Here is a 12,412-nt window from a genome sequence, read left to right as displayed (position 1 = left end):
TCCTGATCACACCCGCGCCATGTCCATCGTCCTCACCGATTTCGCCCGTCCCCGCCTGTTCCCGCGCGTGCCGCGTGGCAACACCATCCAGGACTGCACCGCCGAGCAGTTCGAGGCACACCTCAATGCGCATGCGCCGCTGAAGGTGCTGGATGGCTACGCGCCGTTCTGCAAGCTGTTCGTCTACGAGAACTGGACCAGCACGCGCTGCCTGACCGTACCGATCACCGAGGCCAACCGCCACCTGCTGCGCAGTGGTTACGAAGCGCGCAACCGCGAGGAACTACCGGTGCTGGTGCGCTGGTTCGAGGGCGTGGAATCACCGCGTGCGAGCTACCTGGTGGTGATCCTGTACAGCGCCGGGCAGCTGGCCAGGGAAGGCTCGCCGATCGAGGCCGACTGGGGCATCGTCGGCTGCATCTACACCGCCGAACCGGAAGAGGTACCGATGGCACCGATCACGATGATGCGCAATGCGCTGGGCGTGGACGAGGGCGGATCCGGCGTGCCGCTGGACCGCGAAGCCTACCGGCGTTCCGTCGAGTTCTGGGAGAACAACGCGAACTGGCGGCCGTGAGCAACATTTGTCATCCACGCATCGCGTGAATGTGCGGACCGCAGTAGAGCCACGCCATGCGTGGCCGCTTGGCCTTCAGGCAGCTTTCCATTCCCACCACGGGTAATGGTACTCGCGGTCGATGGCCTGCCAATGCTGGCCGCATTGCGTGCAGGCAACGGCGTGGCAGTCGCCCCAGCAGCCCTCAGCCTCTTCCACCGAGAGCAGCTGCATCTGTCCTTGTTCAATCAGGCGACGGGGATCGAAGAACGGGTAGCCGGGGTTGAGCGCGCACAGGCAACCCTCGCGTGCACGCCAGTAACGCAGCCGACGCAGGGCGGCCTTCAGATACGCCTGGTTGCTGATCAGCATGCCGCCAAGCGCGATGCCCTGGCAGCGTTGTTCGATCAGATCCACATGTGCGCTCAACGCGTCCAACGATGAGGCACTGAACAGTCGTGCGACGACGCGGGCGGCATCGGTGATGCGCGTTGCGTCGCGCGACAACAGGTCCTGCAGCAGCACATCGGCCTGTGCATCGTCGAGCCGGGGTATCGGCGCTGCAGACCACGGCCAGCGCATCAGCGTGACTTGCCGATGGCAGCGTAGTTGCCGGTTGTCAGGCGCAGCAGATCGGCCGGCGCCAGTTCCACTTCCAGGCCACGGCGACCGGCGCTGACATGCAGGCTGGGCAGCGCTTCGGCGCTGGCGTCCAGGAAGGTGCGCAGGCGCTTCTTCTGCCCGAGCGGGCTGATGCCACCGACCAGGTAACCGGTCGCGCGCTGCGCGGCATCGGCGGCGGCCATCTCGCACTTCTTGCAGCCGGCGGCTTCGGCCAGTGCCTTCAGGTCCAGCTGGCCGGCCACCGGCACGATCGCCACCAGCAGTTCGTGTGTCTCGGTGCTGGCCAGCAGGGTCTTGAACACCTGGGCCGGATCGAGGCCGAGCTTGTCCACGGCTTCGCCGCCATAGGATTCGGCGTGGGCGTCGTGCACGTAGCTGCGCACGGTGTGGGCGATTTTCTCGCGCTTGAGCAGGTTGATGGCCGGGGTCATGGCTGCATCGTAGCGCGCGCTGGGCGCGTTGCCTTGACCGAAGCTACTGCCGGAGCATCCACGCATGGCGTGGATCTACCAGTGGGGACTGGATGCGGGGTGTACGACCACACGCAAACGCAGAACGGACGCCCGAAGGCGCCCGTTCCGTGGTGTTGCATGCACAGGTAGTGCCGGCCGCTGGCCGGCACCCCGCAGGCATCAGTAGCGGTAGTGGTCCGGCTTGAACGGGCCTTCCACCGGCACGCCGATGTAGTCGGCCTGTTCCTGGCTCAGGGTGGTCAGCTTCACGCCGATCTTTTCCAGGTGCAGGCGGGCCACTTCCTCGTCCAGCTTCTTCGGCAGCAGGTAGACCTTCTTCTCGTAGCTGTCCTTGTTCGCCCACAGGTCGATCTGTGCCAGGGTCTGGTTGGCGAAGCTGTTGGACATCACGAAGCTCGGGTGGCCGGTGGCGCAGCCCAGGTTCACCAGGCGGCCTTCGGCCAGCAGGAAGATCGCGTTGCCGTTCGGGAAGATGTACTTGTCCACCTGCGGCTTGATGTTGACGTGCTTGATGCCGGCGAACGACACCAGCGCATCGACCTGGATCTCGTTGTCGAAGTGGCCGATGTTGCAGACGATGGCCTGGTCCTTCATCGCGCTCAGGTGCTCGATGCGGATGATGTCCTTGTTGCCGGTGGTGGTGACGTACAGGTCGGCACGGCCCAGGGTCGATTCGATGGTGTTGACTTCATAGCCTTCCATCGCCGCCTGCAGGGCGCAGATCGGGTCGATTTCGGTGACGATCACGCGCGCGCCGTAGGCACGCAGCGAGGCGGCGCAGCCCTTGCCGACGTCGCCGTAACCGCAGACCACGGCCACCTTGCCGGCCAGCATCACGTCCATCGCGCGCTTCAGGCCGTCGGCCAGCGACTCGCGGCAGCCGTACAGGTTGTCGAACTTGCTCTTGGTGACCGAGTCGTTGACGTTGATCGCCGGGATCAGCAGGGTGCCGGCCTGGGCCAGCTGGTACAGGCGGTGCACGCCGGTGGTGGTCTCTTCGGAGACGCCCTTCCAGTCCTTGACCACGCGGCCCCAGTAACCCGGGCGCTCCTTGGCGACGCGCTTGAGCAGGTTCTTGATGACCTGTTCTTCGTGCGAGGCAGAGGGGGTGTTGACCCAGTCGCTGCCGTTTTCCAGTTCGTAGCCCTTGTGGATCAGCAGGGTCACGTCGCCGCCGTCGTCCACCACCAGCTCCGGGCCGGTCAGGGTGCCATCGGCCAGGGTGAAGGTCAGCGCGTCCAGGGTGCAGTCCCAGTACTCTTCCAGGGTCTCGCCCTTCCAGGCGAACACCGGGGTGCCGGTGGCGGCGATGGCGGCAGCGGCGTGGTCCTGGGTCGAGAAGATGTTGCACGAGGCCCAGCGCACGTCGGCGCCGATGTCCTTCAGGGTCTCGATCAGCACCGCGGTCTGGATGGTCATGTGCAGCGAGCCGGTCACGCGCACGCCCTTCAGCGGCAGCTCGGCCTGGTACTTGCGGCGGATCGACATCAGGCCCGGCATTTCGTGCTCGGCGATGTCCAGTTCCTTGCGGCCCCAGTCGGCCAGCGTGATATCGCGGATCTTGTAGTCACCTTCGGTGGAGAAGGTCTTGGCAACAGCGTTCATTCGTGTGCTCCGGTTGTGGACGAGCGGATGCTCGCATCTAGCCGGGCGCCGTTGTTACAAAGCCACCTTACCGAGCCTGGCCGGGCCTCGTGGGATCCGGTCGCAGCGCCCCTCGGCAGGGGAGAACCCCCATTATATCGCGGCCCCGGCGTGACATCCGGATGACCCAACCATCGGCAGATGGGGCCGCGTGCACGGCCTGTTAAGGTCGGTGTTTTCACGTATCACACAGGTGGAACGATGAGCATGCACGCGCGCCGCACACGGCGCTGGACCGGCCTGGTCCTGTCGATGGGACTGCTGGCAGTGGCCCCACTGGCCTGGGCGGCAGCGCCGCAGCCCGCGGCCGCACAGGCCCAGGGCGTCAACGGCTACGAACTGCCGTCGGCCGCGCTGCAGGCGGTGGTGGACGCGCCCCGTGCGCCCTCGTTGTACCTGTCGCCGCGCCGCGACGTGGCCGCGATGATGCAGATGCCGTCGCTGCCGTCGATCCAGGTGGTGGCGCAGCCGGAACTGAAGCTGGCCGGCCTGCGCATCAACCCGCGCACGTTCTCCGACAGCCGCTTCAGCTTCGGCGAGAAGCTGTGGCTGATGAACGTGGCCGATGGCAAGGAACGGCAGATCAGCGGCCTGCCGGCCAAGCTGTCGATCGCCAGTGTGACGTGGTCGCCGGACCAGAAGTGGCTGGCCTTCAACCAGGTCGACGCCGGCAGTGGCGCCAATGAACTGTGGCTGGTGGACGTGGCCGGTGGCAGTGCCCGCCGCCTGGTTGCCGGCCTGAACACGGTGATCGGCAGCGGCTACCAGTGGCTGCCGGACAGCCGCGGACTGGTGGTGTTCACCCGCCCGGCCAACCTCGGTGCGGCCCCGGCCGCCGACGGCATTCCGACCGGCCCGGCCGTGCAGCAGACCAGCCAGGGCGGCGGGGTGGTGTCGATCCGTACCTACCAGGACCTGTTGAAGAACGAGGCCGATGCGCGCCAGTTCGATTACTACGCGACCACCCAGCCGATGGAAGTCAGCCTGGATGGCAGTACCCGCGCGATCGGCGCGGCAGGCATCTTCATGGGCTTCTCGGTGTCGCCGGATGGCCGCTTCGTGCTGCGCCAGCCGGTACAGCGCCCGTATTCGTACGTGGTGCCGGTGGACAGCTTCCCGCGCCGCATTGAAGTGATCGACCGTGCCAGCGGCAAGCTGGTGCACACCGTGGCCGTGCGCCCGCTGGTGGAAGGGCTGCCGACCGGCAACGACGCCGAAGTGACCGGCGTGCGCGACATCCGCTGGCGCGGTGATGCCGACGCCACCCTGGTCTGGGCCGAAGCGCAGGACGGCGGCGACCCGAACAGGGACGCCAAGGTACGCGATGCGGTGCTGATGCAGGCCGCGCCGTTCGACAAACCGCCGGTCACCCTGGCCCAGCTTGGCAGCCGCCTGGCCGGCATCAGCTGGGGCCGCGGTGACCTGGTCCTGCTGACCGAATCGTGGTGGAAGACCCGCAGGACCAAGACCTGGTTGATCGCCCCGGACAACGCCGGTGCCGAGCCGCGCCTGCTGTGGGACCGCGATGCGCAGGACCGCTATGCCGATCCGGGCCGGCCGCTGTTGTCCAGCGACGACCGCGGGCGCTCGCTGCTGCAGACCAGCGCCGATGGCAGCAGCCTGTATCTGGCCGGTGCCGGTGCATCGCCGGAAGGCGATCGTCCGTTCGTGGACCGCTTCGACATCGCCACGGGCAAGGCAACCCGCCTGTTCCACTCGCAGGCGCCGAGCTATTCGCTGCCGGTGGCATTGCTGGACAACCAGGGCAGTTCGCTGCTGCTGAGCCGCGAGAGCCCGGACGAGCCGGCCAACTTCTACGTGCAGTCGCTGGCCGATGCTGGGAGCGCACCGCGCGCGCTGACCCACTTCGCCCATCCGCTGCCGCAGCTGAAGGGCGTGCAGAAGGAGCAGATCCGCTACAAGCGCAAGGACGGCGTCGACCTGACCGCGACCCTGCTGCTGCCGCCGGGCTACGACCCGAAGCGCGACGGCCCGCGCCCGCTGCTGATGTGGGCCTACCCGGGTGAGTTCAAGAGCGCAGCCGCGGCCAGCCAGGTGACCGATTCGCCGTACCGCTTCAACGCGGTCAGCTACTGGGGCCCGCAGGCGTTCCTGGCCAAGGGCTACGTGGTGCTGGCCAGCCCGTCGATGCCGATCATCGGCGAGGGCGACAAGGAGCCGAACGACACCTACATCGAACAGCTGGTGGCCAACGCGCAGGCAGCGGTGGATGAAGTGGTGCGCCGTGGCGTGACCGATCGCGACCACATCGCCATCGGCGGCCATTCCTACGGTGCGTTCATGACCGCCAACCTGCTGGCGCATACGCGCCTGTTCAAGGCGGGTATCGCGCGCAGCGGCGCCTACAACCGCACACTCACGCCGTTCGGCTTCCAGGCCGAGGAGCGCAACTACTGGCAGGCGCAGGACGTCTACCAGAAGATGGCGCCGTTCAACTACGCCGACAGGATCAAGGACCCGATCCTCTTCATCCACGGCGTGGACGACAACAACTCCGGCACCTTCCCGATCCAGAGCGAGCGCATGTTTGCTGCGGTGAAGGGCCTGGGTGGCACCGCGCGGCTGGTGATGCTGCCGAACGAATCGCACGCCTACCGCGCACGCGAATCGATCATGACCATGCTGGCCGAAAGCGAGCGCTGGCTGGAGCAGACCATCGGCCCGGCCGAGCAGGGCAAGGCGAAGAAGAAGCGCTGACCGGGCCTGGTAGTGCCGGCCGCTGGCCGGCAACCTCATGGAGACGTGCAACCTGAGGTTGCCGGCCAGCGGCCGGCACTACCAGATGAAACCATTTTTGCATCGCAGCACGACGCCCGATCTGGGATAGGCTTGGGGCCTGGATCCGTTGACCGAGGCCTGTGCGTCGCCGATGAACGAGTACCGCAGCAGCATCGAGTTTGCTTCTCCCGATCTTCCGCTTCGCGATGATGTGCGCCGGCTTGGCGCACTGGTCGGCGACCTGCTGGTCGAACAGGTGTCGGCCGCGTTTCTTGATGACGTCGAGGACGTGCGTACCCGTGCCATCGCCCGCCGCGAGAACCAGGCGCCGCTGTCGGAGCTGGCCGATGGCCTGGCCGGGCGCACGCCGCAGCAGGCCGAGACCATGGTGCGGGCGTTCAGCACCTACTTCCAGGTGGTCAACATCGCCGAGCGCGTGCATCGCATCCGCCGCCGCCGTGACTACCAGCGCGCCGGTACCGCGGGTGCGCAGCCGGATGGCCTGCAGGATGCACTGCAGCACCTGAAGGCGCAGGGCGTGGGCCTGGACGAACTGGCGCAGTGGCTCCCGCGCATCGACATCGAACCGGTGTTCACCGCGCATCCGACCGAAGCAGTGCGCCGCGCGCTGCTGGAGAAGGAGCAGCTGATGGTGGCCAGCCTGGTCGACAACCTCGACGGCCAGCGCACGCCGGGTGAGGCTGCCGCCGATGCCGCGCGCTTCCGCATGGCGCTCACCGCGTCGTGGCAGACCACCGATTCTTCACCGGTGCGGCCGACCGTCGATGACGAGCGCGAGCATGTGGGCTTCTATCTGGTGCAGGTGCTGTACCGGGTGATCCCGGTGCTGTACGAATCGCTGCAGCAGGCGCTGCGCGATACGTACGGCGAAGAACTGCCGCTTCCGCGCCTGCTGCGCTTCGGCACGTGGGTGGGCGGCGACATGGACGGCAACCCGAACGTGGATGCCCACACCATCCGCAATACGCTGGATGCGCAGCGGCAGGCGGTGCTCGGGCGCTACCAGAAGGAACTGCTGCAGCTGGCCAGCCTGCTCAGCCAGTCCACCGAGCGGGTAGGGGTGAGCGATGCGCTGCAGGCGCGCGTGGCGCAGTACCAGCAGCTGCTGCCGCAGGTGCAGTCGCGCCCGCGCCACGCCGATATGCCGTACCGCCTGCTCAACGACCGCATGCGCGCACGCTTGCAGGCGACGCTGGACGATGGCGGGGGCGCCTACGCCGGCCCCGCCGAACTGATCGACGACCTGCAGCTGATCCTCGACAGCCTGCGCGCCAATCGCGGCGAACATGCCGGCGGCTTTGCCGTGCAGCGCCTGCTGTGGCGGGTGAAGACGTTCGGCTTCCACCTGGCGCGGTTGGATGTGCGCCAGGAGTCGAGCGTGCACGCGCGCGCGCTGGCCGCCGTGCTGGGTGGCGAAAAGGCCTGGCAGGCGCTGGATGCGGCGGGCCGTGCGCGGCTGCTGAGCCCGCATGCCAGCGGTGAAACGGCATTGCCCAACGGCGACGACGAAGGCAACCAGCGGCTGGATGCGGTGTTCGCCGCGCTGGCCGATGCGCGTGCGCGGCATGGCAGCGATGCGCTGGGCAGCTACATCATCTCGATGGCGCACGACCGCAGCGACGTGCTGGCGGTGCTGGCGCTGGCACGCCGTGGCGGCCTGGTGGAAGAGAACGGATCAGTACCGCTGGATATCGCACCGCTGTTCGAGACGGTGGATGATCTCAAGCGCGGCACCGCGACCCTGCGTGACCTGCTGGCCGACCCGATCTATCGCGCGCACCTGGAAGCACGCGACGACGTGCAGATGGTGATGCTGGGCTATTCGGACAGCAGCAAGGACGGCGGTATCGCGGCCTCGCGCTGGGGCCTGCAGCGTGCACAGGTGGAACTGCTGGAAGTGGCGGCCGAGGCCGGCATCCGACTGACCTTCTTCCATGGCCGGGGCGGCTCGATCAGTCGCGGCGGTGGCAAGACCACGCATGCGGTCGATGCGTCGCCGCGCGGCAGCATCGATGGTCGCCTGCGGGTGACCGAGCAGGGCGAGGTGATCCATCGCAAGTACGGTATCCGCGCGCTGGCTTTGCGCTCGCTGGAACAGGCCACCGGCGCGGTGCTGCGCGCCAGCCTGCGCCCGCGCGCTGCCGAGCCGCGCGAGGATGAGTGGCGACCGGTGATGGATGCAGTGTCATCGGCCAGCAGCGAGGTGTATCGCGCGTTCGTTGGCCAGGCCGGCTTCATGGATTACTTCCGTACCGCCACGCCGATCGATGTGATCGAACGGATGACGCTGGGCTCGCGTCCTTCGCGCCGGCTCGGCCAGGACGCAGCACTGGGCAACCTGCGTGCGATTCCGTGGGTATTCGCCTGGAGCCAGGCACGCGCGGTGATTCCCGGTTGGTATGGCGTGGGCAGTGGCCTGCAGGCGGCGGTGGATGCCGGCCACGAACAGACCCTGCGCGATATGGCGCGCGACTGGCCGTTTTTCCGTACGTTCCTGGACGATATCGCGATGGTGCTGTCCAAGGGCGATATCACCATCGCCGAGCAGTTCTCGCAGCTGTCCGGCGAGTTGCACGGGCGCTTCTTCCCGCAGGTGCAGCGCGAACTGGAACTCACCCGGCACTGGCTGCTGGCATTGATGGACCAGCAGACGCTGCTGGACCACGATGCGCGACTGGCGCTGTCGATCCGCCTGCGCAATCCCTATGTCGATCCGATCAGCGTGCTGCAGGTGGATCTGCTGCAGCGCTGGCGGGCCAGCGGCCGCGAGGACGACGACCTGCTGCGCGCGCTGGTTGCGTGCGTGAACGGTGTTTCGCAGGGCGTGCAGAACACGGGGTGATCCACTTTCCTGGGGCGGGGAATCCCCGTCTGCCGTCCATCGCTTGCCCTGCGGTCTGCGATTGGGCAGCATGCGGGCTCTACTCCGGGGTAGTTCAGTGGTAGAACACCTGGCTCTTAACCGGGTGGGCGCTGGTTCGATTCCAGCCCCCGGACCACACGGATTCCAGCAGCGATGGCCAAGGACGACGAACGCGATGCTCCGCCTACGATAGGGAGCGGCTACATTGGCGCCCAGATGACGCGGGCTTTGCGCGCGTTGCAGGAGGCTGCCAATCGACAGCAGCGCCAGTCCGCACAGGCACGTGTCGATCGCTGGAGCCGGCTGCTCGACGGCAAGGCGCTTGACCTGCTGCAGCACGGCTCTCGAACGCCCATCGAGGGGGCGCCCGCATGGGCAACGCCGGAAGTGGTTACCGGCGGCTTCGCCACCGGTGCGCTGTTGGCCGGTGGGCCCCTGCTGGATTGGGAAAGGCACCTTGCGGCCCAGGTGCTGGACACGGGCACCGGCAATGAGCGGCAGCGCCTGAACGCATGGTGCCTGGGCGATGAGGGCATGGCCTGGCTGCACGCGCGGTTGCAGCAGGGCGACTATCGCGTCGGCGTACCGGAAGAGTCGGCGCTGCTCACCGTGGCCTGGCTCCTGCAGCAGGGGGCGCATGCGCAGGTGGGAGCGATTCTGGCCGCCATCGTCGGCTGGTTCCCGAGCCTTCGCTTCTATCCGGAGCCGGTACCGTTGGCGGCCGGGACTGAAAAGCTGCCGGCCGGGGGAGACTTCACCCTCTTCGTGGAGACCGCCGGCGCCGTCGTTGCGCAGTTGCAGCGGCGTACGAGTTCGGCACGGGTGAAGACGCAGCATCACGTGCTGATGCAATGGCGCCCGTTGTACGCGACCGCTGTGGGGGTGTTCCTGCAGACCTGGCGCGATGGCCAGCCCTGCATGCAGTTCCCGCAGGACTGGTTGCCGGATGCGAAGCAGGCCGTGGCCACGTTCCGCACGTTGCGCAGGCAATCACCTGGGCGCAAGGCGAGCCGGCATCGTGATGTTGAACTGCTGGAGTACCTGGCGTTGTGCGTAGATGGTGCGGTGCTGACGCCACACCAGAGGTCACGCGTGGGCCAGATCGTGAACGATCACGTAGGCAAGCATGGCGTGCCTGACTCGGACACCTACGCGGCACGCATGCGCTTCGAGCAGGAAAGTGTTGCTGCACCCCCGCATGCTGCGCTCGCACGCATCGCCGCCAATCGCCTGCGCCTGTTCCCTGCCGATGCCGGTGTCGTGGATGTTGCGTCCCTGCAACGGGACGTGCAGCCGGATGAAGCGACTTCCCTGGTTGCGGCGGGTAGCGTTCTGCCCCGCACGCTGCGGCAGCATGTGGCCCGGTGCCAGCAGGGCACCGTTGAACAGCTTATCGAAGCCGGCCTGGTTCCTTCGCTCGAGTCGCTCGCGCTGCTGCTTCCGCAGTTGGGTGCGCGGGTTGCCGAGCGCGGCTTCACCGATCCGGCGCATGGTCGTCTCTATGCCGCCTGCCGGACCGCTTTCGATGCACGTCGTTCACTGTTGCTGTTGAACCTGCAGTCGCAGGTGCGCATGGCGGAGTTGCCATGGGCTGCTGGACTGGAAAGCGAACGGCAGCGCGGGACGCCTGCGGCCCGGCGGATGCTGGCCGACATCGTAGCGCTTGCCTTGCGCCACTACCCGGAAACCCCCTTGCCAAACCCCCTGCTGCGGCAGCTGCGGAGCCTGGCGGACAGTGCTGGTGCTGATCTGCCCCTGGTGGAAGAGCTGGCCGCAGATATTTTCATGGGCGCGTTCGCCCCCGGCTTCGCGGCAGCGGCACGGCATGCCGGACGGTTCACCGCAGGCAGTCTGTACGCCCGTTACTACGGTATCGACAGCATGTTGCTCGAGCGGCTTGGCGAACCGAGGCCCCGAACGGGCCGACGGTCGCAGCATCGGGTAGACGATCTGGCGGGCCTGTGCCTGGCTCGGGCAGACCTTGCGCCGGGCCAGGCAGGGCCCGCTGCGAATGGTGCAGTGATCGAACAGGTGCAGATCCTGACCACCCACAACCTGGCGGTCCTGTTCGACCGTTTCCAGCTCGACGCGGTGCTGGCCGAGGAACTGCCGGACATGATCCAGCGTGGTTTTTCTGCGGTCTGTACCGACCTGCAGCAGGTTGCTCCGCATTGGCATGCATGGCTGACGGCCCGCAAGCGTGGTGCCTATGCGTGGCGGCAGATGGTGTTCTTCCTCTCGCGCCTCGATGACGCTGGCCTGGCGCAATCCATGGCGACGCTGAGGTCACTGTTCGCCGCACAACCCTCCGGTTTCCAGCGGCGTTTCGCGCCCGCGATGGACGGCCTGGTGGTCGCGTCCCAGGGCGGGCAGCCGGCGCAGGTACTGCTCGGCTGGAGTCCGCAGTCCTGGCTGCGGCCGGCGACAATGGAGCACTGAGTGGAACTCGTTCATTCCTGGCGCATTACAAAATACTGGCAGTACACGCCGGAGGGGTACCTGTCCTCCCCTCCCTCTGAATGGACCGAATTCTGCGACGTGGGCAGGTTGGTAACCCTCGAGGATTACCAGGTCGTGGAGAACGCCTATCTCGATGCCATCCGGCGATTCTGCGTGGCAGCTGGCGTGGATTCGCTGCGTATCCATTCACTTGAACGGCGTGAGTCACGCGACTACCACGAGGGCCAGCCGCTGGATCTGGACGGCATCGAGCGGGTGGCGCGCGATGCGCTGCGCAACGTCATCTGGTGCAAGCTGGTGAGCGAGACCGCCGAAGTTCACTTCGGTTACGACTACTACATGTACCTGGTGTCGTCGGTGGATGCTGAGTCTGCGCTGGCGGAGGCCGATCCGCTGTTGAACATCCAGCGCTACCGTTCGCCCTATCTGCGGGAGGAAGAGGAGTAGCGGCGTGCAGTGAGCACCGCTGCCACTCGATCACTCTTCAGGCGAAGGCGGGTTCGACGCCAGCAGTTCCAGATGGCGCTGTTCCATTTCCTGGCGCAGCTGGCGGCGGATCTGTGCGGCGGCCTGGCGGCGCTTCTCGTCGGATGTGGCCGGCTGCAGGGGCGGCACCGGCGTCGGCCGGCCTTCCTCGTCCACCGCCACCATCGTGAAGAAGCAGCTGTTGGCGTGGCGCACGCTGCGCTTGAGGATGTCCTCGGCCACCACCTTGATGCCGATCTCCATCGACGAGGTGCCCGTGTAGTTCACCGAGGCCAGGAAGGTGACCAGCTCGCCCACCGCGATGGGCTGGCGGAACATCACCTGGTCCACCGACAGGGTGACTACGTAGCTGCCGGCGTAACGACTGGCGCAGGCGTAGGCGACCTGGTCGAGCAGGCGCAGGATCGCACCACCGTGGACCTTGCCGGAGAAATTGGCCATTTCCGGCGACATCAGCACGGTCATGGACAGCTGGTGGGTTTTCAGTTCGGTCGACATGCGGCGGATTGTATCGGCAACCGCGCGATTGTTTCCGGAGGCCATGAA

The 12,412-nt window shown here is 66.9% G+C and carries 9 protein-coding genes, 1 tRNA gene and 1 riboswitch; of the genes, 6 read left to right on the top strand and 4 right to left on the bottom strand.

The window, feature by feature from the left end; translation table 11 throughout:
* Positions 1-19 precede the first annotated feature (19 nt).
* The gene (locus AC5P5S_RS12770; protein WP_049433190.1) at positions 20-577 is read left to right on the top strand and encodes a DUF3228 family protein; all 558 of its coding nucleotides are present in this window, start codon (positions 20-22) and stop codon (positions 575-577) included.
* 75 nt (positions 578-652) lie between these two features.
* Here AC5P5S_RS12770 and AC5P5S_RS12765 read toward each other — a convergent pair whose 3' ends face one another.
* The 3 genes from AC5P5S_RS12765 to ahcY form a co-directional block, all read right to left on the bottom strand.
* Positions 653-1,138 carry a hypothetical protein gene (locus AC5P5S_RS12765; protein WP_012479167.1) on the bottom strand — a complete coding sequence of 162 codons (486 nt, stop codon included), beginning with the start codon at positions 1,136-1,138 and terminating at the stop codon, positions 653-655.
* Positions 1,138-1,611 carry a Cys-tRNA(Pro) deacylase gene (gene ybaK / locus AC5P5S_RS12760; protein WP_012479168.1) on the bottom strand — a complete coding sequence of 158 codons (474 nt, stop codon included), beginning with the start codon at positions 1,609-1,611 and terminating at the stop codon, positions 1,138-1,140. Before ybaK ends, AC5P5S_RS12765 begins: the two co-directional genes overlap by 1 nt.
* 201 nt (positions 1,612-1,812) lie before the next feature.
* Positions 1,813-3,258, bottom strand: coding sequence for an adenosylhomocysteinase (gene ahcY / locus AC5P5S_RS12755; protein ID WP_024957291.1), 1,446 nt, complete (start codon positions 3,256-3,258; stop codon positions 1,813-1,815).
* Positions 3,259-3,294: 36 nt separating this feature from the next.
* Positions 3,295-3,378: riboswitch (S-adenosyl-L-homocysteine riboswitch) on the bottom strand.
* Between the two features lie 120 nt (positions 3,379-3,498).
* Between ahcY and AC5P5S_RS12750 the strand changes: the two genes are divergently transcribed.
* From AC5P5S_RS12750 to AC5P5S_RS12730, 5 genes are all read left to right on the top strand, one after another.
* A complete protein-coding gene (locus tag AC5P5S_RS12750) occupies positions 3,499-6,015 on the top strand; it encodes a S9 family peptidase (protein ID WP_062607795.1) in 2,517 nt (838 codons plus the stop codon).
* 172 nt (positions 6,016-6,187) lie between these two features.
* On the top strand, positions 6,188-8,899 hold the full coding sequence (ppc, locus tag AC5P5S_RS12745; protein WP_062607793.1) for a phosphoenolpyruvate carboxylase: 2,712 nt from the start codon (positions 6,188-6,190) through the stop codon (positions 8,897-8,899).
* An 83-nt stretch (positions 8,900-8,982) separates the two neighbouring features.
* Positions 8,983-9,054: transfer RNA gene (locus tag AC5P5S_RS12740), tRNA-Lys, on the top strand.
* Between the two features lie 19 nt (positions 9,055-9,073).
* Entirely contained in the window at positions 9,074-11,359 is a 2,286-nt protein-coding gene (locus AC5P5S_RS12735) for a hypothetical protein (protein WP_049419127.1), read from the top strand.
* A 99-nt stretch (positions 11,360-11,458) separates the two neighbouring features.
* Complete coding sequence (locus AC5P5S_RS12730) at positions 11,459-11,827, top strand: hypothetical protein (RefSeq protein WP_140416085.1); 369 nt, start codon at positions 11,459-11,461, stop codon at positions 11,825-11,827.
* 30 nt (positions 11,828-11,857) lie between these two features.
* Here AC5P5S_RS12730 and AC5P5S_RS12725 read toward each other — a convergent pair whose 3' ends face one another.
* Positions 11,858-12,364 carry an acyl-CoA thioesterase gene (locus AC5P5S_RS12725; protein WP_005415314.1) on the bottom strand — a complete coding sequence of 169 codons (507 nt, stop codon included), beginning with the start codon at positions 12,362-12,364 and terminating at the stop codon, positions 11,858-11,860.
* Positions 12,365-12,412: the final 48 nt, after the last annotated feature.

The organism is Stenotrophomonas sp. YJH_SMC_54 (genome assembly GCF_059368435.1).
This window is presented reverse-complemented; position numbering and strand designations above follow the sequence as displayed.